The sequence below is a fragment of the Enterococcus sp. DIV1279b genome (assembly GCF_050531515.1).
Classification (GTDB): domain Bacteria; phylum Bacillota; class Bacilli; order Lactobacillales; family Enterococcaceae; genus Enterococcus_D; species Enterococcus_D casseliflavus.
In genome coordinates, this window is record NZ_CP172891.1 from 2,154,977 (window position 1) to 2,177,721 (window position 22,745).

General features: G+C 43.3%; 17 protein-coding genes and 1 riboswitch. Of the genes, 1 reads left to right on the top strand and 16 read right to left on the bottom strand.

Annotated features, from left to right (window positions below):
- Window positions 1-101: 101 nt before the first annotated feature.
- The 14 genes from IGI71_RS10110 to recQ all read right to left on the bottom strand — a co-directional run bounded on the left by IGI71_RS10110 (window position 102) and on the right by recQ (window position 18,300).
- Window positions 102-1,433: a 6-phospho-alpha-glucosidase gene (locus IGI71_RS10110; protein WP_034858513.1), complete on the bottom strand. Its 1,332-nt coding sequence runs from the start codon at window positions 1,431-1,433 to the stop codon at window positions 102-104.
- The gene (locus IGI71_RS10115) at window positions 1,433-3,061 is read right to left on the bottom strand and encodes a PTS transporter subunit EIIC (protein ID WP_128432151.1); all 1,629 of its coding nucleotides are present in this window, start codon (window positions 3,059-3,061) and stop codon (window positions 1,433-1,435) included. Before IGI71_RS10115 ends, IGI71_RS10110 begins: the two co-directional genes overlap by 1 nt.
- 161 nt (window positions 3,062-3,222) lie before the next feature.
- Window positions 3,223-3,801 (bottom strand): hypothetical protein, encoded by a 579-nt coding sequence (locus IGI71_RS10120; protein WP_060792112.1) that lies wholly within the window; start codon window positions 3,799-3,801, stop codon window positions 3,223-3,225.
- 13 nt (window positions 3,802-3,814) lie between these two features.
- The gene (locus IGI71_RS10125; protein ID WP_128489250.1) at window positions 3,815-5,458 is read right to left on the bottom strand and encodes an ABC transporter; all 1,644 of its coding nucleotides are present in this window, start codon (window positions 5,456-5,458) and stop codon (window positions 3,815-3,817) included.
- Between the two features lie 18 nt (window positions 5,459-5,476).
- Window positions 5,477-6,352, bottom strand: a complete 876-nt coding sequence (locus IGI71_RS10130) for a carbohydrate ABC transporter permease (protein ID WP_005236529.1) — start codon at window positions 6,350-6,352, stop codon at window positions 5,477-5,479.
- Between the two features lie 12 nt (window positions 6,353-6,364).
- A complete protein-coding gene (locus IGI71_RS10135; RefSeq protein ID WP_016610970.1) occupies window positions 6,365-7,312 on the bottom strand; it encodes an ABC transporter permease in 948 nt (315 codons plus the stop codon).
- Window positions 7,313-7,360: 48 nt separating this feature from the next.
- On the bottom strand, window positions 7,361-8,287 hold the full coding sequence (locus IGI71_RS10140; RefSeq protein WP_164890382.1) for an ROK family protein: 927 nt from the start codon (window positions 8,285-8,287) through the stop codon (window positions 7,361-7,363).
- Window positions 8,288-8,300: 13 nt separating this feature from the next.
- Window positions 8,301-9,302, bottom strand: coding sequence for a LacI family DNA-binding transcriptional regulator (locus IGI71_RS10145; RefSeq protein WP_128489244.1), 1,002 nt, complete (start codon window positions 9,300-9,302; stop codon window positions 8,301-8,303).
- 221 nt (window positions 9,303-9,523) lie between these two features.
- The gene (locus IGI71_RS10150) at window positions 9,524-11,668 is read right to left on the bottom strand and encodes a glycoside hydrolase family 3 N-terminal domain-containing protein (RefSeq protein WP_128489242.1); all 2,145 of its coding nucleotides are present in this window, start codon (window positions 11,666-11,668) and stop codon (window positions 9,524-9,526) included.
- 302 nt (window positions 11,669-11,970) lie between these two features.
- Complete coding sequence (locus tag IGI71_RS10155) at window positions 11,971-14,304, bottom strand: WxL domain-containing protein (RefSeq protein WP_128489240.1); 2,334 nt, start codon at window positions 14,302-14,304, stop codon at window positions 11,971-11,973.
- A gap of 44 nt (window positions 14,305-14,348) precedes the next feature.
- Window positions 14,349-14,714: a hypothetical protein gene (locus tag IGI71_RS10160; RefSeq protein WP_016610961.1), complete on the bottom strand. Its 366-nt coding sequence runs from the start codon at window positions 14,712-14,714 to the stop codon at window positions 14,349-14,351.
- A 542-nt stretch (window positions 14,715-15,256) separates the two neighbouring features.
- Window positions 15,257-16,000: a MurR/RpiR family transcriptional regulator gene (locus tag IGI71_RS10165; RefSeq protein WP_015509932.1), complete on the bottom strand. Its 744-nt coding sequence runs from the start codon at window positions 15,998-16,000 to the stop codon at window positions 15,257-15,259.
- Between the two features lie 57 nt (window positions 16,001-16,057).
- On the bottom strand, window positions 16,058-16,477 hold the full coding sequence (locus IGI71_RS10170; RefSeq protein ID WP_060793049.1) for a GNAT family N-acetyltransferase: 420 nt from the start codon (window positions 16,475-16,477) through the stop codon (window positions 16,058-16,060).
- Window positions 16,478-16,533: 56 nt separating this feature from the next.
- Window positions 16,534-18,300: a DNA helicase RecQ gene (recQ, locus tag IGI71_RS10175; protein ID WP_010749536.1), complete on the bottom strand. Its 1,767-nt coding sequence runs from the start codon at window positions 18,298-18,300 to the stop codon at window positions 16,534-16,536.
- Between the two features lie 118 nt (window positions 18,301-18,418).
- Here recQ and IGI71_RS10180 point away from each other — a divergent pair, with 118 nt between their 5' ends.
- Window positions 18,419-19,534 (top strand): NAD(P)/FAD-dependent oxidoreductase, encoded by a 1,116-nt coding sequence (locus IGI71_RS10180; RefSeq protein ID WP_128489236.1) that lies wholly within the window; start codon window positions 18,419-18,421, stop codon window positions 19,532-19,534.
- Between the two features lie 90 nt (window positions 19,535-19,624).
- On the opposite strand, the gene IGI71_RS10185 is transcribed toward IGI71_RS10180, so the two are convergent.
- Together IGI71_RS10185 and IGI71_RS10190 are read right to left on the bottom strand one after the other, a co-directional pair.
- The gene (locus IGI71_RS10185) at window positions 19,625-20,635 is read right to left on the bottom strand and encodes a plasmid pRiA4b ORF-3 family protein (RefSeq protein WP_060793052.1); all 1,011 of its coding nucleotides are present in this window, start codon (window positions 20,633-20,635) and stop codon (window positions 19,625-19,627) included.
- A 66-nt stretch (window positions 20,636-20,701) separates the two neighbouring features.
- On the bottom strand, window positions 20,702-22,240 hold the full coding sequence (locus IGI71_RS10190) for a zinc ABC transporter substrate-binding protein AdcA (RefSeq protein ID WP_015509936.1): 1,539 nt from the start codon (window positions 22,238-22,240) through the stop codon (window positions 20,702-20,704).
- A gap of 322 nt (window positions 22,241-22,562) precedes the next feature.
- Window positions 22,563-22,662, top strand: a riboswitch (TPP riboswitch).
- The last annotated feature ends 83 nt before the right edge of the window (window positions 22,663-22,745 follow it).

Genomic DNA, 22,745 nt, shown 5'->3' on the forward strand with positions numbered 1-22,745 from the left:
AATTATCCTTCCACAACAAAAATCAAAAAAGAGAAAGATTCTTGGAGAATCTTCCTCTTTCAGTTATCCAACGAGCGAATGTTTCGCAAATGTGAAACAAATCAAGACAATCCTGGCCAGTAATCACCATTTTCCGAGACCAAATCATCGAGCAACTCTTTGGCTACTTTTGCGCTAGGAATCGTTTTGGAAAGGCTTAACGCTTGCCACATTTTTTGATAGCTCTTTTCCACATATGCTTCGACCACTAATTTTTCCACAGTCACCTGTTGGAACATGAGCGCTTGTTGGAAGGCAGGAATTTTTCCTTGAGCGAGAGCTTCTGGTCCATCAGAACCGACGATACATGGCACTTCCACCATGGCATCATCTGGGAAGTTCGCAATCGCGCCGTTGTTTTCCACAATCATGACCATTCGCTCATGCGTATTAAAAGCGATGGCGCGTGCCAAATCAACGATAAAGGTTGCATGGGCATCAATCTCAAAGGCGATCCCTTCAGCAGATCCTTGAGCAGTGATCTTTTTGGCATGATCGAACACTCGTTTTTCCCGTCCTTCCATCACTTCATTGGAACGCGTATACTCTGGATGTTCTTTCATGTGTTCGTAGACGTAATCTGGGTATAAATAATACTTCAAGTACGTATTTGGCAGATATTCTGGTGTGAGCGCCAAGAGGTCTTTGGCTTTTTTGTGGGTGTCTTGCCAACTTGGGTCAGTATGTTGGGTATCCACTTCGATCTGCGTCAAATAGCCGTGTTCTGCAACGTAGTCACGAATGGTTTGAATGTACTCCGTGCCTTCTTTGTCTTTGACGCTGGTCCACCAGCCAAAATGATTCAAGCCAAAGTAGCGAACTTCTAGTTCCTCTGGCTGCTTGCCGATGATTTGCGACATGCGACGCAACGTGCCCACGGGCATGTCACAGATATTCAGAACCTTTGATTTCGGACGCAAGACCCGACACGCTTCAGCTACAATTGCAGCCGGATTGGAATAATTCAGCATCCAACAATCGGGGGAATATTTTTCCATGTAATCAATGATCTCCAGCATACCAGTGATGCTGCGCATCCCATAAGCGATCCCTCCTGGTCCACAGGTTTCTTGGCCAAAGACGCCATGGCGCAAAGGGACTTTTTCATCTTTTTCCCGCATGTCATACTTTCCTACTCGAATATGCGCCATACAGAAATCGACATCGCTGAAGGCTTCTTCAGGATCCGTCGTAAACGAAAATTCGATTTGCGGTGCTTGTTCTTTTAATAAAATCGCTAGGGCTTCACCAAGGATCGCTTGGCGTGCTTCATCATTGTCGTATAGTTTCAGCTTTCTTAAAGGAAAGCGTTCTTGATTGTCAAGCAGCATCATAACGATTCCCGGGGTAAAAGTACTGCCGCCCCCTGCGATCACTACTGAAAAATTTTTCATCATTCAATCTCTCCTTCTCTTCCCAGATAATTTTCTAACTCTTCCCGCACTTTCGGCACGGTCAACCCATAGACGACATGGACATTTTCACCATTTTTGATCACGCCTTTGGCTTGTGTTTCGTCTTTTAGCAGTGCTTCATCCACGAGTTCAGGATCCTTTAGTTTTAAACGTAAGCGGGTATAGCAGTTGTCGATGGTTTTGATATTGTCATCGCCACCTAGCGCTTTGGTGATAATTGCTGAGATACTTGTTTCACTAGTTGGACTAGGGGCGGCTTGGTCACTCGCCATGACCCCGACACCTGCTCCAGCAAGTTGTTTTTCTTTGTACTCTTTCTTCGAATACAGTTTGGTCTCTGTCCCATCTTCTTCACGCCCGACCGTTTTCAAATTCAGTTTCGTGATCAAAAAGCGGAACAAGAAGTAATAAAGAAAGAAGAAGACGACCCCGACGATCAAGTACACTGGCCAGCGAGTTTTCTCGATCCCTAAGGGCAAGTTGTACAAAAGAAAGTCGATGAAGCCATTCGGTCCGATGGCGCGAGAACCAAAGAGATTTAACGCCACCATGCTCAAGCCGCTAAGGGCAGAATGAATGACGAACAAAACAGGTGCCACGAACATAAAAGAAAATTCGATTGGTTCAGTCACACCTGCAATAAAGGAAGTCACAACTGCTGGAATCAAAATGGCTTTGACTTTGACTTTATTTTCTGGTTTTGCCGTTTGATACATCGCCAAACAGGCACCGATCAGTCCAAACATTTTTGAGATCCCACGAGCGTCCCAAATGACACTTTGCGATAATACGCGGACTGCTGGGTCAGCAATTTCCGCAAAATAAATGTTTCGTGCCCCTTCAAAGACTTGACCGCCAACTTCTGCGACACCGCCTAATGAAGTATACAAAAACGGCGTGTAGATCAAGTGATGCAAGCCAGTTGGAATCAATAAGCGTTCTAGCGTACCGTACAAGAAGATACCAAAGTTGCCCGTTTGCTGAATGATGCCGCCTAAACCGTCAATGCCAGTTTGTATTACTGGCCATACAAACGTGGAAACGATGGCTAGCAACACGACGACCGGAATCAAGACAATAAAGACGAAGCGCGCGCCACCATAAACTTGAAAGGCATTGTTAAAGCTCGTATCGATGAAACGATTGTGGACCAATGCCACGACGATTCCTAAAATGATGCCAAGAAAGACCCCCATATCCAGCACTTGGATCCCTAAAACGATCGCTTGTCCTGAACCTTGAAGTGCATCGGCTGGAACCAACATCCCCCGAAGCTCCATGAATTTGTTCATGGCATTTAAGAAGACGAAATATCCCAACAACGCGGTAAATCCCGCTTCAGCCTTTTTCTTATTGGCCAACCCTAGAGCGATCCCAACACAAAAAATAATGCCTAAATTGGTTAAAATCGGTAATAAGGAAGCGGATAAGATACTACCAAAACCGGTGGTTATCGGATTATCCAAAAAAGGAAACTGCTCAAGCAAGCGGACATTTGTAAACACATTCCCAACGGCAATCAATATCCCTGCGATCGGCAAAATCAAAACGGGCACAAACATTGCCTTGGAGAATTTCTGCATCGCATCCATCACTTTTTCTTTCATTGAGGAAACTCCTTTGTAGTTGATTTGTAGGTTCATTATAGGAAACATTTGTTACTAATAGAATAGCAAACGTTTTCAATTCAATGCGTTTCAAAGATTGGAACATGTTTCATCCTGTCTACTTCCTTGCTAGTGGCGAATACAAGCAAAAACAGAGTGAATCAAGATTGATCCACTCTGTTTAGATGCAACACTTTTTGATAAAAATACAAGGGCCCAGACAGACAAAACAGATAGAAGATACTTGGTGCTGATTGCCATGTGAAGAAATAGCCGATCGCTGCTAGGACTAAAATTCCGATCCCTTTATGGTAGTGCATCATCGTAAAGAAAAAACTACTACGAAAAAGGACAAACAGGTTTTGCCGATCTTGCAATTTTGATTGCATCACATACAGGTTAATGTTGTAGGACAACAAAAATGTAAGAAAAATGATGGTCAAAAAAGAGAAAAACAATGAATTCGTCAAAGCAGCAGAACGCCACAAGCTGAGTCCGCATAAAAATGAGAAGAGATTGAAGACCCCTAATGGTAGGGTCTTCAACAATGCGTTTTTGCTGTTTTTCAAGAAGGGGCGTAGCAGTTTTGCTTCAGGATGTTCATAAGCATCTACGACCGCTCGCATAGCTGCAGGAAACGTGATGATCGGAAACGACACCACCAAAAACAAGAGATTCAAAACCAGCATACGAAAAATAACTTCGCAAAGACGATAAAAACGACTCTCTAAAGCAAACATCACACACACACCTTTAGTTTAGTTTTTCAATATTTTCAGCGATTTTCTCATTTCGGTAATCAACGATTGCTGACCACCCATTGTTTTCTCGTTCTTGTAAGTAGTCTTCCCAAATCTGACGTCCCGCTTCTTCAGAGCCTGCTTGAATAAAGTTGACCAACGCTTGCACTCTTGCTGTGTTGATGGAAGTGAGGTTTCTTGCTTCAGAACCGGTGCGAGGATCAATGTCTTCGATCTCAAAACGTGGTGCTAACTTATCTTGAGACCATTCCACCATCTGACGAATCGATGTAGCTGGTTTTTGTCCCATTTGGATAGCATAATTGTCATTCCCAACAAACCAATAAGAACCTAGCCCAACTTCCTTGTCAAAACGAGCTATGTCCGAATTTCGTAAGGCCTCTGTTTCCTCTGAGTATTCAACCACGCCATCTACGAGGTTGTATGTTTCCCCTTCAATCCCAAAGGTCGTGACCATCGTGCCATATTCACTTGCCAAATAGGTCAAAAGCTCCATGGCTTTTTGGGGTTCTTTTGTCGACGTCGTGATAAAGGTTTGTGTCCATCCACCAATATTTCCGCCAGTAAAAGTGGAATCATCGCCATTCGAATTCTTCGGCCCATCGACGGCAATATAGGTTTGTTCAGGATTACGGGCATTATTGTCTGACATGAACTCATTGAGTCCTTTCGTGTTTGTATGCAAGTAAGCAAAGTAACGGCCCTGCCCTAGTTTTTCTTTCATCGTGTTGTCATTGTCTGAAAATTGGTCGTTGGTAATGTATCCTTCATTGTAAGCTTTTCTAAAAGTCTCGATCCACGTGATATACTCCTCATCAGCGTCTCGATCATTGAATTGCCCATCAACACTGGGTGCAATGCTTAGAAAATCTTGCAAAGTACCACCATAAGCGCCATCCCCGCCATTGGAAATATCTAATGCAGTCGAAGCAAATGGGACTAATGCAGCACCATCATCTGCTGTCGGAAATGCTTCTTTTGCCCGTTTTAACGCATCTAAAAATCCTTCGGGCGTCGACATATCAGGTTCACCCAATGCTTCGTAAATATCTTTGCGGACAATGAAGACTTGATCTCCCACTACATTGCCGTCCTCATAATCTTGCGCAGTCGTTGAAAAGCTTGGGTATCCATAGATATTGCCATCTTCTAAAGTAAACCATTGAACAGATTCAGGCTTCGCTGCATGTTCTAGGAAATAAGGATCGTATTTTTCTGCCAAAAGATTCAGTGGTAAAGCAAATTTCGTCGCTTCGTTGGCAGCAGATAGATTTTTATCGAAGGTCATGATATCTGGCAGATCGCCTCCAGCTAACATCGTGTTAAGGTTCTCATCATTCCCTGAAATAAATTCGACATTGATATTCATATCTTCTTTGATTTTTCGCGTCACAGTATCTTTTCCCCACCCTGGCTGAGCATACCAATCAAAGTTGACATACCACTTCAAGGTCGCTTCATGGTCAGTGTCTTTTTGCCAGCTTGGGGTATCTTTGTCTGCTTCAAAGCGAGCTTCTGGCAGATCTTCTACTACAGCAGCCCCTTTTGACTCGCTGTTGGAATTACCACAGGCGCCTAATACCACGACTGATGTACATACGAGACCGATTCCTAAGAATAATTTGCTTGCTTTCATTTTTTTCTCTCCTTTTGTCTATTCTTTTACTGATCCAAGAGTCATCCCTTGAATAAAGTACTTTTGTAAAAATGGATAGATCACGACGACAGGAACCGTCGTTACCACCATGGTTGCTAATTGCAATGACTGAGAAGTCGTATTTCTGACCACATTGGTGCCTGTTGCTACTGCAGGCGATAGATTTTCCGAAACGATCCGAAATAGTAGCATTTGTAAAGGATATAAACTACGATCATCAACATAGATATTGGCGGTCATGTAGTCGTTCCACTGAAAGACGCCGTGGAATAATGCGATGGTTGCCAAAACTGGAAGGGACAATGGCAAAATGATTTTTACGAAAATAATAAAAGGATTGGCGCCATCCATCATGGCAGATTCTTCCAGCGAAAATGGAATGCTCCGGAAAAAATTCATCAAAATCACCATGTCGTAAAAAGAAAATAAAACAGGTATGATGTAAACCCAAAAATTATTTAACAAGCCGAGTTCTTTAAATAAGAGAAAGGTAGGAATCATCCCTCCAGAAACGAACATCGTTAAAATCCCCATGTTCATATAGATTTTCCGCCCCATTAAGTTTCTACGACTCATCCCGTAAGCAACCATCGCCGTCAATGCCGTATGCAAAACAACACCAATCACTGTTTTTGCAACTGAGATGACAAAGGCTTTATAGATCGCAGAATCTTCAAAAACGGTGTAGTAACTTTCTAGTGAAAATTCCCGTGGCCAGAAATAGATCCCCCCTCTTGCGGCATCGGTTGCATCATTGAAAGACAAGGCGACGATATTCCATAGTGGCAACGCAATGATGGCTAAGAAGAACACCATGAAAATCACATTGGCAGTATTGAAGATCTTCTCATCTTTTGAAAATGTTTGTTTCATACTTTCCCTCCTCTAAAAGACTGATTCATCACTGATTTTTTTTGTCAAAAGATGACTACCGACCACAAGGATCAATGAAACAACCGACACAAATAGACCAACGGCGGTCGCATAGGAGAAGTCTCCTTGTTGAATCCCCATTTTATAGACGAATGAATTAATGACTTCACTGGACTGATAATTGACAGGGTTTTGTAAGACGAGTGTTTGATCGAGGTTTGAACCCAATAACCCACCGACTGACAAAACAAATGTCAAGGCGATAATATGACGGATCGAAGGGATCGTGATCCGAGTGATCTGCTGAAACTTCGTGGCGCCATCCATTCTCGCTGCTTCATAAAGAGCTGGATTGATCCCTGTCATAGCAGCAATGTATAAAATCGTATTCCATCCAACTTCTTTCCAAATATCGGAAATGACTGCAATCGCCCAATATTTTTCGGGATCAGTCAAGAAGCGAATCGGTTCATCGATCAACCCAACACCTAACAGTAAATTATTGACCAAACCGGTATCAGACAACCACGTAATAAACATGCCTCCTAAGATGACCCAAGAAAGAAAATGTGGCAAATAAGACACCGTTTGAACAACCTTCTTCAAGCGCACATGAACGATTTCATTGATCAATACTGCTAAGCCAATCGCTGCTGGAAAACCAATCAGTAGTTTAAAAAAGCTGATGCCTAACGTATTACTCATCACCGTCCAAAACATTGAATCACTAAAAAATTCTTGGAAATATTGGGTACCGACCCACTCTGCATTCGCGATCGAATCAAGCACTGAGTAATCTTTAAATGCGATGACGATCCCGTATAGTGGGATAAAATTAAAAATAATCATCAGGATAATCCCTGGCCAAACCATTGCTTGATAAAAACTTTGGCCTTTTAGTTTCTGTAAAAAAGTTCTTTTCTTTGGGGTTGCCTTAAGTACGACTCCTTTAGATTCCATTGTTCCACCCTTTCTAAAACGCTTACTTTTTCATCTGAAGGAAATGAGTTACCTCCTTCGTTGGTTCATCAACTGATAGACCGCACCAATCATACCTGCATCATTTTTTAATTTTGCTCGTCGAATCGGTGCAATCGTGCGTCCTTCTAAGTAACCAATACTTTCATGGCGAGCTTTTAGCTGACAGAGGTTCTCTTCAAGCCTTGCCATAAACCCATCATTTTCACTGATCCCACCACCAATCAAAATCAGCTCGGGATCAAATGTACTGATCAAATTGAGCAAGCCCACCGATAAATCTTGAAAAAACTGTGCAAGCACTTGGTTCGCTACCACTTCTCCTTGCGCTCCTCGCTGAAAGATCTCCACCGCATCTTGAGGGAAATCACTCCGACCAAGCTGTTGAAGTGCCAACTGGTACTGATGGCAAAGACCACCCACGACAGCAGCTCTTTGGTTCAAGGAAACAGTTTCTAAATTTCCTTGGTCAGGTAAGCTATCGATCAGCATCCATCCGAATTCACCTGCCATGCCATGGCTACCGCGATAGAGCTGATCATTAACAATGATCCCACCGCCAATGCCTGTACCGACGACAAGGCATAGATAGTTCTCACAGTTCTGTGCGTGCCCAAGCCATTTTTCAGCGATCGCCGCTGCATTGGCATCATTTTCAACCATGACCGGTAGCTTGACACGTTCTTCTATTTCTTGCATTAAATTGATTCCATAAAGGGATTTGATTGATCCTGCTGTAATCATCGTGCCATCTTTTTGGATGATGCCCGGTGCGCTAATCCCGACACCTTCGACTATTGCTTCTTGCTGCAACGATTTGATCAATGCTGTGATGGATTGCAAAAATCCCTCCTTTTCATGGATCGTCGGCATCTGTCCTTTTTTGACAATTTCACCGTTTTTCAAGATCACACCATATTTGATGGTGGTTCCTCCAACATCGATTCCAATAAACATTGCTTCACCCTCATTATTCATTTACTTGTTTTGTCGATTGATTGATGCACAATTCCCCTGGTAAAACGAAGGAGATCCCAATGGCATTTTCCTCAATCATTTCGATCAAGTGTTTGACTGCCGTGACCCCTTGCAATTGGATGGGATTTTTCACAGTCGTCAACCGAGGCATGAAATAGTCCAAAAGATCGATGCCATCAAAACCAATTACGCTGAAATCATCGGGCACCCGCCACTTGGTCTCATGGATCGCCTTGACCGTTCCGATCGCACTAAGATCATTTCCCGCCAGAAACGCTGTGGGTAAATCTTTCTGCTCTAACAAAAACTGTTGCACACGGACTCTCGTTCGTTCTTCTTCAAAGAACCCCTGTAATTGATAGTCCGACCGTTTAGAAACCCCTGCCTCGTTTAATGCTTCTAAATACCCTCTTAAGCGCTCATCACTATCATAAACACCAGTGATACCACTGATAAAGGCAATTTTTTTGTGGCCAAGTGACAAAAGATACTCGGTGGCTGCTTTTCCTTTTTCGAAAGAATCAAAGACTACACTGCCGAAGTTCTTCTCTTGGATGTTTCGATCGATAAAGACGGCTTTGATTTGTTCTCGTTCCATTGCAGCCAAATCCTGCTTCGTTAAAAAATCTTCAAAGCCAATAATGCCATCAACAACACCGCCTAATATACTATTGAGAACCACTCGTTTATCCGTGGATAAGAAGACATTGACCGCATAACCATGTTTTTCTGCCTCTCTGGCAATCGCTTCAACTAATACGCTAAAGTAAGGCCCTTTCATGCTGGTAGTGTAGAAACCGAGCATTTTCGTTTTCGTGTTTTTCAATTGTTTGCCCATTAAATTGGGAACATAATGCAAACGTTGTGCTGCCGCCACCACACGTTCTTTCGTAGCTGGGCGAACAACATCGACACCGTTGAGTGCTTTGGAAACCGTCGCAATCGACACATTTGCTTCTTTCGCTACTTCTCGGATCGTGATTCGATTTGCCAAATGACCCTCACCTCCTAAACTGATCCCGCAAAAATAAAAACGTTTTTATTTTATCGGAAAAATGAACGACCGTTACCTCACTGGTCATCTGATAATCCAACTATATATAAAAACGTTTTCATCCACAATGATTCTAGGGCTGATTGGCGCTTGTACCAGCAACTTGAAACCTGTGCCATCATGGTACAAGTTGTACCTACAAAAAAAGCCTCGAAAGGCTTTTAAATCGTGAGCGTACCAATCAACTTCGCTGAGGCAGCAGCAAAGCCAAGGTATAAAGAAATCGTACCAGGATCACTTTTTGTCGAGAAATCGGAATGAACGTAAGCAAAATCCTCTGGTGTAACATAGAATGTATGCTGCCTTTCTTCGCCTGCAGCAAGATGGATTTTTTGCCATTGTTTTAATTCCCGCATCGGTCGCGCTACTTCTGTAACATCGTCTCTGCTATAGAGTTGCAGTGTCGTGGTATGCGGTACATCTCCCTCATTTTTCAACGTGCAGCTGACCTCAAATGGTGCATCCTTTTCCTGAGGATTAGTGATTTGGGTGTGGGTGATCGTGCATCGACCATAGCCCATCCCCGAGCCAAAAGAAAACAATGGCTCATTTTTTTCATCCATATAACGCGAAATATATTTTTGATCACTATTCTCTTCAGTCAGTGGACGCCCTGTAGAGAGTTGAGCATAGGTCATCGGTAATTGGCCTTCTGCTCGAGGAAAACTCATAGCTAAACGTCCTTGCGGTTCAGACTCGCCCATCAACAAATCTGCCAACGCATTGCCTCCTTCTGATCCAGGGAACCAGGCAATCATGATGGCTTGGCAAAGAGGCTCGATGGCGGTCAAAACCAGTGGTCTGCCACAGAAAAGAATCGTTGCGATCCTAGGATTGACCTGACTTACTGCTTCAATCAATGCTTCTTGCTTTCTTGATAAAGAAAGTTTGGTCAGACTTGCCGCTTCTCCCGCTTCCTCGCTAGTTTCCCCCAGAGCCAATAAAACAACCTCAGCTTCTTTAGCAACTTTACACGCCTCATCAATAAAGGTGCTCGTCAGCATTTCCCCATCAGGATACGATAAGACAGTTAAGTCAATTTCTTTTTGAGAAAGACCCTCCGCTAAGGAGACCGCAGCCTCCGGTTTGCCGATCCACGACCAAGCCCCCAAAAGATCCTTCGAAGCTGCTTTGGGGCCGATCAATGCGACCTTTTGTTTTTTCTGTAACGGCAACAGTGCTTGGTTTTTCAGAAGAACCGTTGTTTTCTTTGCTGCTTCTCGTGAAAGGTGGCGTGTTTCCTGCACTAATTTTGGTGCTAAGTTGCCCTGCACTAATCCTCTAAAAGGGTCTTCAAAAAGACCCAACTTATTTTTTAAGCTTAACACATGAAAGACAGCCTTATTTAGCTGCTCGTTCATTTCAGGTTCTGCATGAATGATTTGTTCCAATGCATTCAGATAGCAATCGCTCATCATATCCATTTCCACGCCAGCAGTAAAAGCTTTCTTTGCGGCTTCCTTTCGATCAGCAGCTACACGATGCGCCATCAATTCCGCTACCGCTGCCCAATCTGAGATGATCAAGCCGTCGAATCCCAGCTTTTGTCGTAATACTTCCTGCAATAAGGGTTGATTTGCGGTGGCAGGAACACCGTGGATCGTATTAAAGGAGGTCATTACTAATTGCGCCCCTGCTTCAATCGCAGCCTGAAACGCGGGCAAATAATTCTGATAGAGCTCCAGATCGGACAAATCAACGGTATGGTAGTCCCGTCCACCTTCTGCAGCGCCATAGCCGATAAAGTGTTTGACACAAGCGGCAATTCGCTGTTTATTTTCTGCAAGGGAAGCAGTTCCTTGATACCCTCGTACATAAGCAGCCGTCAATACAGAAGATAAGGTGGGATCTTCCCCATTACTTTCCAAGACCCTTCCCCAGCGCGCGTCTTTGACATGATCCGCCATCGGTGAAAACGTGACATGGACACCAGCTTCTGCCGCTTCTTTCGCTGAAGCTTTAGCAACCTCTTCCACTAACTGCGCATCAAAGGAAGAGGCTAAGGCAAGCGGAATTGGGAAAATCGTTTCATACCCATGGATAACATCTGCCATAAAAACAAGGGGAATCTTTAAACGACTTTTCTCAAGATAAGACGTTTGGATGGCATATACTTGTTCAGCAGTATGAGTGCCCAACACAGAACCAATCGTAAATAATTGGTCTTCACTCATTTGCCATTGCTGCATCGGACCCGTGATTTCTCCTCCTTGTGCAAAAAAATCTGGCGTCAGTTGGACTAACTGGCCCACTTTTTCAGCTACGGTCATTTGGTCAATCAGTTCTTTTAGTTTTACGGTCTCCACTATTATTCTCTCCAATCATTCGGTTCTCTTCTTTTGCTTAAAAAAAGCCCTATTTGCGCCTTCTTAGCAGAAGCAAAAAAGTATCTATTCCTTTCATCCAGTATAATTAAAAACGTTTTCAAAAAAAGATAGTGTTCCTACTTTGGTGCAACTCATGGGAAAAAGGAAAAATCTTCATCATGGTACAAGGTGTACCACAAAAAATGGATCGCACCGAATCCCCTGATACATCCGACATTGTCTCTTCCATGATTCTAATAAAAAGAAGCTGCAACTAGCTGCAGCTTCTTTTTACTTTATTCTTAAGGAACAAAGGAAAGTTCCCAGAGGATCGTTGCTGTATATCGCGTGGCTTGAGGTGCTGCACTCACTGGCACCTCAAGTTTCACACTTTGATCCATTGTTTCTCGATCGCCAAAGCGCTGGACCCAAGTGCCTCTACCTTCGTTGGCATTTGCTTGCGCAATCACTTCAGCCTGTCCAACAGTCAGGGTTGCTTGCGGTTTAAACGTAGGGGGATCAGACACATTCTCTCGAGTCGTTGCTACATCGATATTGTTTAACAAAATTCTAGCACCATTCAGTTGATGCCCTTCATCACTTTCAAAAGGGGTTCGTAAGGTTGCACGGAGGGTCCAACCAGAATTTTCCCGCCTCCGATCCGAAACTTGCACATAATTAGGGCGTAGATTATCATTTGGATCAGCCGGATGAAGCAGTTTTTGCGGTAAGGCATCATAGGTCGTCGTTTCTGACCGAATGCCCACTGTCCCAAACTGGAATTGGGAAACAAAATCCAAGCTGACAAACCCTTGTTCTTCATCAATCTCAGGCGGATTCTCAGGGTTTACTTGCGTATCCGGGTCAAGAGGATCTACTGGTTGCGGAGTACTTTCCAAACCATAAACCAGCCAGTATTCTTGTTCATCTCGGGTGACTCTTGTTTCCAGCGGCTGACCGTCCCGCTCGTAAAGATATTGATAATAAGGAATCTCCACAGGCAGGATATCGACCGATTCATTTACGAATTCTCCTTGATAGGTTGGTTCCCTCAGTGTTACCCCTTCTTCATCTATGTGATTGATCTTGATGTTCGATGGCACGCGATCAAATAAAAAAGTCACCTCCTGATGGAACGGCTGCGGCATAATGTCAAATGTATCTGGGTCAAAGTGTTCTGCTTCATACTCAACACCATAATAGTCATACCCTAACTGATAGGGTTCATCGCTCTCTCGGTTCTTGGGGTCCAGTGTATGAAGAAAACGTAACGGCAGATCCAGTGTATCAGCAGGAAGAATAGGCTCTCCTGTCTCTCGATCCAGATAGTTTACATGGACGGTTCCGGTACCAATGTAGTAGTTCATTTCTTCAAAATAAAAGGTATGGCGATCACTTCTCGCTCCCGTACTGCCGGCTATAATAAATGCCATTGCAGAAACATCAGCGGGCTGCCAATCACTAATATCACGTCGCCAAATCCGATCTCTATACGTAACTTGAAACCAGCGACCTTCATTATTTGGCTGATATTCAATCAAGATCGGATCATCTGCCCCATTTCTGGCACCCGTTCTTGCTGCTGGAGCATCATTTCCCATATATGTTTCCAGTAATACTGGTGTCCTATGATAGATAAAGCCAGCAAAGGGTGCATCGCCGACTTGTATTGGATCCCTTTCAACGGTAAACCTATTACTATCAAAAAGACCTCGAGTATCATTATAATTATTATCTAGTTTAAAAGCGAAGGCATCTCTCAGTCCACCGATCCCAAATGCATTGCCCTCATGACCTCTTATGTGAGTCTCAGAATTATGAAAGCCAAATGCCATCCCATCAGCACCACGTGGTTTAGACCCTATATTGGCTCTACCTTTAAGCGTAAATGGCTGATCCAGACTAATTCTGTCTTTTAAGGTAACATAACCGACTGACCAAGTGATATCTTCTGTCAAGACTAATAGACCCGTTTCTTCATTGTAAGTAGCAGTGCCTTGGACATCAAAGTGTTCTCTAAAATTGTTTTTGTCAATCGTCACTTCGACCATCTGCTCACTTCTATCATCCACTTCCGCCTCTTTCGCTGCCGCATCCGAAGCCTCGTCTCCTTCTTCCTCTTGTGCAGCTTCCGCAGAATCATTTTCATCTTCGTCTTGATCAGTATCTTCGATCACCGTGTTTTCCACTATCAGAAGCCGTTGTGACGCAGACTCGGCAACGATGAGCTCATATTCTCCGATCGTATCCACAATAATCGGTAAGACAAAGGTGGTTTGTGGGACCTCGCTGATCAGCTGCCACACCCCTTCGTTTTCTGTTTTTACAGCAGTTAGCCCCTCCATCAATGCTTCCTGATCGATGATTACTTGTTCAGGCAAAGCGAGGTCCACCGTTTCAAGGGCATCTTCTGAGTAAAAGATAAAATCTAGTACATAATCGACTTCTCCTTGGATCAATTCTTCTGGAAAGAAGATTTCTCCGATTACTTCTTCAGCTGATTTCTCCTCTTGCTCATTCTCTGGGGTCCACGAATAAATCGTCTCGGCATTCATGATCGTGAACGTCATAATCAGAGGGAGTAAGATAAGCAAAACCAGTAATTCTTTATTTTTTTTACGAAAAAATGAGTTCATCCCATTCACTCCTAAATGTCATTCTCTTGTTTGTTAAATGGACGCTATTCCCACTTTGGGGAAGTAGCTTTTCCTTTTCGAATGATTTGTTTTAGTACATATAAGTCAAGCGCGATAATTATCAAAAGACAGCCTAGAATCACCCAATCCAATCGCTGAACGGTGTTAGTCTGAGGCAGTTCTCCCCCCGGCTTCACCGTGTCTTGCGGCGGGCGTAGGACTGGTCCTGTTGGCGGTGATGGTTCTGGAGGATCTAGCGGTTCATATACTCCTGTAAACTGCACGGTTCCATCTGTTTCGGTTGATCGCAGCTCATCGCTGAAGCTTGTTATTGGAAAACTGCAAGCGACCCATAAGGCGAGACAGCCTTTTAGAAGTTTTGCTAAAAAACGCGCACCTTTGATGTTCATTCTCCCTCCTCCTTTTATAGAATTCACTTCAAAAACCATCGTTTTTGGGATTATAAAAGGATTTGCAAGAAATGTGGAAGAAAACCATTTTAAAGCATGGTTTATCAGCCTTATTAAAAATATCGCTCAAAATAAAATAACATATCTCAAAAACGATGGTTTTCAAACATGTTCTATTTATTATATCGTTGATTGACTTTTGATAAAATTCACATTCTTCATCAAATGGTGAATATTGTGAATCTCCGTTATCTTTCATGGCTCATTTCTTCCAAAATACGCGTCATTCTATAAAAATCTATTGAAAACGACACGAATTCAGGTCATTCTTGCTGCACACATTGTCTCGCCCCTCAGTTCCTCTTGCTAGTCGCTTTACTTTTTTTAAAAACAGCAAACTTTTCAAGTCGATTCCCATCGATACCTACACCTATTTTTTTCACAATAAAAAAACAAACAGCCAAATCATTCCATCAAAGGAATCCCTTTTGATGGAATGAAGCTGTTTGTTGATTTACGTGTGAATAAAGAGAAAAATCCGTTTACAATTCTTCTGCTGTTAACGAAAACTGACGAACCGTCTCTGATAAAGCTTCCACTAAGAAAAGACAAGGAATTTGCGTCGTCAAATCTTCATACTTGTTGATGCGTTTTACATCAACTGAATAGTCCAAGACATAATCGGACATTCGTCCCAGAGTGCTATTGGCGTCACTGGTGATCGCTACCGTAGTGAAGTCTGGATTGTTACGAAACCCATTGACGACTTCAATAATCTCGGTAGTCGTTCCCGTGATGGACAAGACGACGATCATATTATCCGAAGTATGCTTCAACTTAGCAAAAATGGGGTACGTATTATCCACTAATGCATAGCTATTAAACCCAATCGTAGCAAAACGGCGGGCAGCGTATTCACACATGGAACCAGAGGCACCGATGCCATAAAAAATGATGTTGTCGCATTCCAACATTCTTTCTGCGATCCGACGAATCTTTCCTTCAATATCTCGCGGAAAATGTTCAGCATTCAGGACATTCATGCTGCTATAAAAACTAACGGCATCTAATTCAGGGACTTTAAATTGGGTGCGGAACTCCGTAAAGCTTTCGTACCCTAATTTACGGATAAAGCGCATGACCGAAGAAGCTGAAGTGTGGGATTCAAGCGCGATCTCACGGACACGCATGTAAGGAATTTTATCACTTTGGCTGGACATGTAATGATAGATTGCACGATCGGTCTCTGATAACTCATTGAAATCGATTTTTCCAAAAAAAGACATCTTAAACGCTCCTATTTTTTTGTTCTCCTATCAATGTACCATAAGCTGGCAGAAACATCACAACTGTTTGACAAGAAACAATTCCATCGGCTGTTCAAATCCAGGACTTGTCAAAAGTAACCCACCGGCATCTTGGTAACCGAGTTTGCGATAGAAATGCTGTGCCTGCTCGTCGACTTGTGTGGAAGTCAAGCAAAGCGCATGGCCAGCTGCTTTTTGCTGTTGTTCCCAATAAGTAACCAACCGTTTCCCGATTCCCTTGCCTTGATGCGCTTTTGCGATCACTAACATGGTACAAAAAGGAATCGTGTCCCAGAAAAAATTGTAGCGCAGCAACCCTACTGGCTGGTCGTCTGCAACTACAACATAAGCAGTTTTTTCCATTATCTTTTTGGCGAAGACTTCCGTTGGTAAGTGAGTATCCAAAGAAAACCAAAATGCTTGATCTGCAGCTACTGCCGGTCGAATCGTAATCACTGATGTTTCGTCCCTTCCTGCTGTCTTTTTTGTCTTATCTTAGAAAAATGTCTATTTTAGTCACTTTCCGTCTTTTCGTATTCAGAAAGCAATGCTAAAAAGGCGTCGCCATACTTATCCAACTTGTTTTGGCCAACTCCTTTGATCTGTAAAAACTCGATCGGCGTTTTTGGCTGAACTTCCGCCAATTCTCGTAGTGTTTTATCAGAAAAAACCACATATGGCGGCAAATTTTGTTCTTGTGCAAGATTCAATCGTAAGGTGCGCAGTTGATCGAATAGCTCATCATCCACCACTAACTGTTTGACTTTGGTTTGTTTTCGATAAACTTTTGCTTTTCCAAGCAACACATCAATCCCCGCATTGGTCACACTTAACAACGGGTATTGCCCTTCAGACGGCAAAAGATACCCTGATGCTGTTAAATAATCGATCAGCTGATTGACTTCCTTTTGGGACCAATCTTTCATTAATCCATAAGTCGGTAATTTTTCAAAGCCCCACTGTTTGACTTTTTGATCGCCTGAGCCAGTTAGCACTTTCCCCACCAGGGCTTTCCCAAAGCGTTCGCCCATTCGTTTCACACATGACAACACTTTTTGTGTATCCACTGTGATATCCACTTGTTCTCTTTCATCAAGACAATTGCTGCAACGACCGCAATCGGGACCATCTTCTCCGAAATAACGCAAAATATAGCGCTGCAAACACAATTGGGTATGTCCGTATTGGCTCATCTCCCGCAACTTCAAGTATTCGTTTTGGCGATAAAGAATGTCTGATTCGGATTGATCGATAAAGAATTGCTGGATCTGCATGTCTTGCGGCGCATAAAGCAAGATCGCATCACTGGGTTCCCCATCTCGTCCAGCACGCCCTGCTTCTTGATAATAAGACTCCAAATTACCTGGTATCTGGGCATGGATCACGAAGCGGACGTTGCTTTTGTTGATTCCCATTCCGAATGCATTGGTGGCTACCATCACTTGCAGGCGGTCATAGAGAAATTCTTCTTGGAAAAAGGAGCGCTCTTCTTCTGAAAGCCCGCCATGGTAATACCCGACTGACACGTGTTCATGCTTCAACAGGTGATAGATTCGTTCCACTTCTTTGCGGGTGCTGGCGTAAATAATACCTGATTGTCCTTGGTTCATTTTCAAATACGTCGTTATGTAGGTATCTTTTTGATCCTTGACGACTTGAAAAGCCAAATTTTCCCGCGCAAAGCCGGTCTTGACTTGATTTTCAGCTGGAATCGAAAGTAAGTTTTCGATATCTTCGGCAACTTTGGGCGTAGCTGTTGCGGTAAGGGCTACGATCGTGGGCTTTTGTTCCCAATTGTCGATCGTTTCAGCGAGCCGCAGATAGCTCGGGCGAAAATCGTGGCCCCATTGGGAAATACAGTGGGCCTCATCAACGGCTAACAAAGCGATCGGCATCTGCCGCAGCGAATAGCGAAAAGCTTCTGAGTCCAGACGTTCTGGAGAAACGTACAGCAGCTTGATTCGTCCTTGGCGAGCTTCTTGCAAGCGTTGATTGATCTGTGCTCCTGTCAAGGAAGAATTGATGTAAGCAGCGGGGATCCCCATATCAACGAGGCTGTCTACTTGATCTTTCATTAAAGAAATCAAAGGTGAAATGACCAAGGTGACCCCATCCAGCAAGAGCGCTGGCAACTGATAACAAATCGATTTCCCGCCACCAGTAGGCATGATTCCTAAAACATTTTGTTGTGTTAAAATAGATTGAATAATCGTCTCTTGACCTTCACGAAACTGTGAATAGCCAAAATGTTCTTTTAAGACTGTTTGAATAGTTTGCATAATACCCTCTTTTCCATTTCCTTATTATACGCAATTAAGTACGCAAAGAAAACGGCATTAAGAGAACTTTCGCTTTTTATTCGCTTTTCATTGAAATCAACCAAAGGAGTCTTCTACTATGAAAAAAGTTGTGATTATCGGCGGTGGGATCATTGGATTGACCCTCGCCAATTATCTTGATAAAACCAAATTTGACGTGACTGTCGTTGATTCCCTTATCGGGCAAGCAACGTCTGCTAGTGCTGGCATCATCTCCCCTTGGCTCTCCAAACGCCGCAATAAAAAATGGTACCAGCTTGCACAAGACGGTGCCGCGTTTTTCCCACAATTGGCGCGGGATTTTGCTTTAGATGAATCCATCTATGCCCCCTGTGGCACGTTGGTGGTGCGTCCCGAAAACGCGCTTCAGGAGCTAGCAGATCTGGCTGTGAGTCGGCGCAAAGAAGCCCCAGAAATCGGCGAGATCGATTTGCTGACAGGACCACAAACCAAAGAGGCACTGCCATTATTGAAGGAAATGCCCTCATTACGGATCTCAGGGGGTGGTCGTTTAGATGGTCGTGCTTATCTTGCGCACGTAAAAGGAGTTGCCTTACAGCAGCAAGTCACTTTTATCGAAGAAAAAGCCGAGATTTTAAGAAAGGACAGCCATTGGCAAATCAAAGCAAAGGATCAACTCCTTGAGGCGGAGGTTCTTTGTCTGACAGCTGGACCTGGATTGTTAGACTTGTTATCACCTTTGGGGTATCACGTTGATATTCGTCCGCAAAAAGGCCAATTGCTTTCCTTTGCTGCCAACTTGCCGACAGATAATTGGCCAGTCGCCATGCTAGAGGGTGAAGGCGACTTGATCCCCTTCTCAAATGGTCAAATTTTATTAGGCGCTACGCATGAAAATGATGCGGGTTGGGATCTGACGCCTACGGAAGCTGCCAAGCAGCAATTGATGACAGGAATCGGTGCTTTTCTTGAAGTCCCCGAAGCACTCTTTGCCACGCCTGTGACCATGCGCGTTGGCACACGTGCCTATACTTCTGATTTTGCGCCGTTCTTTGGGGAAGTACCTGATGAAACGAATTTGTTCGCCGCCAGTGGACTTGGTTCTTCTGGGTTAACAACCGGGCCTTATATCGGTTATCTCCTAGCCAATCGGATCAATGATGGTCGATCTCAACCAAAAAATTTCTTGAGCTACACAAAACCGATGACAGAATATATCAAGAAGCGTCTTTGACAGAAGACTAAAAAACCACCAGGACCGCTAGGGTCTGGTGGTTGTCATTGATAGTCTTGCAGAGTTACGATACAGTCTTCTAGCTGATCGCTAAACATATTCTCCTGTTTCCCAATAATCGAGTAACATTTCATTGATGATCTCGCGATCCAGTGGTTCTCGGAAATCGTCATCAAAGGCATCTTCAATTGGAACATCGCCAACAGCTTTAATACAAACTGGAACGACGGGATCTGGGTGATCTTCTGTGGTCAACACTTTTTCAATTTTGATCTTATGTGTCCAATCTGCCCCCATATCATAAATGTAGGTCATGGACTTGCAATACTGAAAATCTTGGTCAATACCGGAAGCATCCGTTGGTACGGAATTGCCTAAGCCGATCGATTTCGAACCGGCAATAAACAAGTACAAATGTTGATTCATCCACTCAAAGGCAATCTGGATCAACATATGCAGCTGCTCATAAGTCAGCCCTGCAGGAATGATCAAACGACGCCAAATTGGCGGACGGTATCCTTCTAAATCAATACGGATCTGATAGGCGACTGGTCTATTCGCCGCTTCATCAAAGGCCGTATGTTTCGTTGGAAATGGGACGATTTTTGGCGAGATTGCAGCAATACGCGGGTCATCAACGGGCAATAGTTCATGTTCTTCAGGATCGGTGTCTTGAATCATCGCTAACATCGCTTCTTTCTTTTCAGCTGACCAAAACTGGGGTTTGGACATCCGTGCGAAAAAGATAGGTTGTTTTTCAGCCAATACAAAGGCGATTTCTTGGTATTGTGATTTGGTGATATGCTTTTCTTTATACATGCAGTAATAAAAGTCTTCAATGGCTGTTTTGGCAAACGGAAGAAAATTTAAACTGTACGGTACTTCTTGAGGCAGCATTTCGGTGTACACCGATTCGACAAAGACTTTGTCTTTTAATTTAGTCATGCCACCATCTGTTTCCGCGCAAAAGATCAAGTAAAAAACAGGATCTAAGTAGTGTTCAAGATCGTCGTCACTAACCACACTTGGTCCGCCATACAAATCAACGTGATCCATCATACGGTCAATCACTTTCGCTAATTTCTTCAATGTTTTTTCCAAAAAAATTCTCGCTCCTTCCTATCAAGTTTACTTTGACGAAAAGAGCGAGGATTGTCAATCTTTTTTTTAATGGGAAAGCATTTCCTGTGCAATTTCTAATCCGCTCATCCCAGTTGGGTAATAGGTTGGCCAATGATCCATTTCTTCTAATAAAGCTTCATGACTATCATTGCCGAAGTAGATATGGAAATGATGGGACGCACTTGGTGCGATCATATGGTCGCTGAATTGGATGTATTTGAATGCCGCATCTTCGTCAGTGCTTTCAAACAAGAAACGTACGCCACGATTACCAGCGGAATAGTTCAAAATCTCTTTGCCAGTATACACATAATTTGCTTCTTTCTTCGTACCATCATCGAAGATAAACGTCATTGTATTGTCTGTGATCTTGATCTGAGCAACATCTGTTTGATAACCGGTCGTATAATACTCTTTGTATTCGTCAGCCGTCATTTTCTTGTCCATTTTTGCTTTATAATCAAACACTTGGTCTAATGTGCCGTCTTGTAAAAATGGATACACGGATTGCCATTCTCCTGCCCAATCAGATAAGGGACGATCTTGAACATCTGCATCCTCGAAATAGCCGTTATAAACCGTTTTTTCTTTTTCGGCTTCTGCTATTTCTTTGTCATTTGCTACATCGGTCGTTTTTCTCAAGGCATCACGGTTTTGTTCCATGATCGAAATATAGTCTTCCCCGTTATCCATTTGTTCTTGGGTCAATCCTTCTAATGGATTCAAGACAGCCAGTTCAACACCTGCTTCTGAAGCTAACGTTCGTGCAATGCTGTCTTTGGCATTTTCTTCAAAGTAAATCGTTTGGATACCTGTTTCTTGAACGAACTCTTTTAGTTCTGCGATTCGTGAAGCGGAAGGTTCCTCGCTTGGTGAAAGACCAGAGATTGGTACTTGGGTCAACCCGTATTCCAATGCCAAATAACCAAAAGCTGCGTGCTGGGTCACGAAGTGATTTTGCGCTGGATTGCTAAACGCTTCTTCATAAGACGCATGAAGCTCTTGTAACTTCGCTAAATAATTCGCAGCATTTTCAGCAAAGGCTGTCGCTTTCGCTGGATAAGCCTCACTTAGTTGGTCACGGATCGCCTCTACTTGTTTCATGGCTAAGCTTGGTGCTAACCAAACATGGGGATCCAATTCATGGGAATGACCATCATCGCCATGATCGTGGTCATGATCATGATCCTCGTCTCCTGGAAGTAAGACCATTCCTTCTGTGGCTTTGACCACTGTCACATCGCCATCATTTAACGTAGCTTCAATCGAAGGAACCCACATTTCCATGTTTTCATTGTTGTAGACAAAGACATCCGCATCTTGGATCTTTGCCATGTCCTTTGCAGAAGGTTCGTAGTCGTGGGAATCAGTGCCTGCGGGCATCAATAATTCGACCTGCCCTTCCTCCCCTACGACTTGGCGTGTAAAATCATACATCGGATAAAACGTGGCCATGACCTGAATTTGTTCATTCTCAGAAGAGGCGTTTCCTGACTGCTCCGTAGCGTCAGAACCACCTTGACCACAGGCAGCCAATGCGAGGGCTACTGCTGATAACATCGTTATTTTAAAAAACTTCTTCATTTTCTAACTACACTCCTTTTATTTTTCCTCTTTTTCTTTCCCTTGGTAAAATACTGATAAATCAATTACGATTTATAAAAACAAAACGTAACGTTTACGTTTTACCATCGGTTTTATACTTTACACAACTATTTGCAACCTGTCAACCGCTTTTTCACTTGTTTTTTTATATGTAAAAACCTTCATATGTACCACCACAGATATCAGTGAAGAAATTTCCTTGAAAGACTTGCTCTGCTGATTTTTTTTCAATCGTCGAACATCTCTTTTTATTGTCCTTTGCTGGGTCCTGTGCTACACTCGAGGGGTAATTGAATAGAAGATTATCCACTAGGGGCGCTTTATGCTGAGATAGACGTAAGTCTGGTCCCTTAGAACCTGATTTGGTTAGTACCAACGTAGGGAAGTGGCAGCGCATGATTTTTCGCGTTCCCATTTTTTCTGTCTACGTGTGGATAGAAAAAGGAGGAACGCTTTTTTTGTAGACAGAAAAACCATCGAGAGG

Bases quoted from the DNA above. Each gene is read 5' to 3' on its own strand.
- IGI71_RS10140 (WP_164890382.1), bottom strand. From the start codon at position 8,287: ATGTTTATTGGAATCGATGTTGGAGGAACCACCATCAAATATGGTGTG.
- IGI71_RS10160 (WP_016610961.1), bottom strand. From the start codon at position 14,714: ATGAACATCAAAGGTGCGCGTTTTTTAGCAAAACTTCTAAAAGGCTGT.
- IGI71_RS10165 (WP_015509932.1), bottom strand. From the start codon at position 16,000: ATGTCTTTTTTTGGAAAAATCGATTTCAATGAGTTATCAGAGACCGAT.
- IGI71_RS10130 (WP_005236529.1), bottom strand. From the start codon at position 6,352: ATGAAACAAACATTTTCAAAAGATGAGAAGATCTTCAATACTGCCAAT.
- IGI71_RS10155 (WP_128489240.1), bottom strand. From the start codon at position 14,304: ATGAACTCATTTTTTCGTAAAAAAAATAAAGAATTACTGGTTTTGCTT.
- IGI71_RS10190 (WP_015509936.1), bottom strand. From the start codon at position 22,240: ATGAAGAAGTTTTTTAAAATAACGATGTTATCAGCAGTAGCCCTCGCA.
- IGI71_RS10120 (WP_060792112.1), bottom strand. From the start codon at position 3,801: ATGTTTGCTTTAGAGAGTCGTTTTTATCGTCTTTGCGAAGTTATTTTT.
- IGI71_RS10115 (WP_128432151.1), bottom strand. From the start codon at position 3,061: ATGAAAGAAAAAGTGATGGATGCGATGCAGAAATTCTCCAAGGCAATG.
- recQ (WP_010749536.1), bottom strand. From the start codon at position 18,300: ATGCAAACTATTCAAACAGTCTTAAAAGAACATTTTGGCTATTCACAG.
- IGI71_RS10125 (WP_128489250.1), bottom strand. From the start codon at position 5,458: ATGAAAGCAAGCAAATTATTCTTAGGAATCGGTCTCGTATGTACATCA.
- IGI71_RS10180 (WP_128489236.1), top strand. From the start codon at position 18,419: ATGAAAAAAGTTGTGATTATCGGCGGTGGGATCATTGGATTGACCCTC.
- IGI71_RS10135 (WP_016610970.1), bottom strand. From the start codon at position 7,312: ATGGAATCTAAAGGAGTCGTACTTAAGGCAACCCCAAAGAAAAGAACT.
- IGI71_RS10110 (WP_034858513.1), bottom strand. From the start codon at position 1,433: ATGAAAAATTTTTCAGTAGTGATCGCAGGGGGCGGCAGTACTTTTACC.